This window comes from Vagococcus silagei (assembly GCF_004795745.1).
In the GTDB taxonomy this organism is placed as follows: domain Bacteria; phylum Bacillota; class Bacilli; order Lactobacillales; family Vagococcaceae; genus Vagococcus; species Vagococcus silagei.
Window position 1 is genome coordinate 1 of sequence record NZ_SDGV01000030.1, and the last position, 1,181, is coordinate 1,181.

At 33.2% G+C, this 1,181-nt stretch carries 1 protein-coding gene; it reads left to right on the forward strand.

Annotated features, from left to right (window positions below):
• Positions 1–609: 609 nt before the first annotated feature.
• A partial coding sequence (locus tag ESZ54_RS12535; RefSeq protein WP_162615179.1) for a hypothetical protein occupies positions 610–1,181 on the forward strand: 572 nt, incomplete at its 3' end.

A 1,181-nucleotide genomic window follows, 5' to 3' on the forward strand; every position in this document is an offset into this window, starting at 1 on the left:
GCCAACCTATTATCCATAACGAATAATAGGTTGACCCTGTCAAGTTACCACCTAAATTTATAAATACCTCACAATATTTACCTCTTCGGGTGCAACACTCTCTAAATCAATCCTTCTGTTAGACCCTAGTGCTATAACGGGCACTCCCGAATAACTCTCATATTGAGCTACCATATCCAAGACCATTTTCCAAACCCATTTCCAATATTCCTTTTCACCAACCGGAACTCTCTTTGATTGTACTCTTAGGTAAGTACTCTTCTTTTCATATAATTTTGTTTATTTATTTGATTGAGACGATATTAACATGACAAAATTTTAGTGTCAATCATCATTTTTTGTTTTTTTATCAAAAAAGCCGTAAAAAAAGAGAACAACCACGAATGGTATAGCCCAATAATTGTATCCAAATTCATGACAACTACAACAATTTCAACCCTATCAACGCGAAAAACTTCCTAAAATGTTTAACCCCTAAAAAATATTTTATGTATCTTAAATTAATTGATAAACCAAACATTAAAAACATTTTTGTTTATTTACACTCTTGTGATACGAATCGCAATATGGGAAAATTAAAGTAAATACCACATGAAAAGAGTGAACACGATGAAAAAAATAATCATACCACTTGCTTGTGTCCTTATATTAATTGGCGGGTTCTTACTCCATAATTCCAAAAAACGACAAGAAAAAAAACTAAGCGATGAACAACGCGCGGCACAAATTATTGATTATATCGAAACGAAATATAACAAAAAATTTGAATATCATATTTATTATCCGATATATTTACGTGGTGGTATCTCCGTTTCATTTTACCCCAAAGGTAGCGATATTAATCAATCGGCTTCAGCTGATCGCACCGTTGATGAAAAATGGAATGTTACCTTTTCTGATGACTATTTTCCTATGATTATGGAACCTAAATATGAAACATTAATGGCGCCGCTCATTAAAGAAAAATTTCCAGAACACCGCTTTAGAGTAAGTTTTAGCAGTCGAAATTTGGAGCAGTTTGATGGCTCAACTTCATTTGAAGAATTCAAACAATTTGCTGATAAAAACGTCCAAATTGTTGTGAGGTTAACCGCACCCTCTGACGCCAGTGAACAAGAGATGGAAAAACAATTTGACGACCTCTGCACGGAAATAAAAAAACAAATAAAAAAATGTTATGT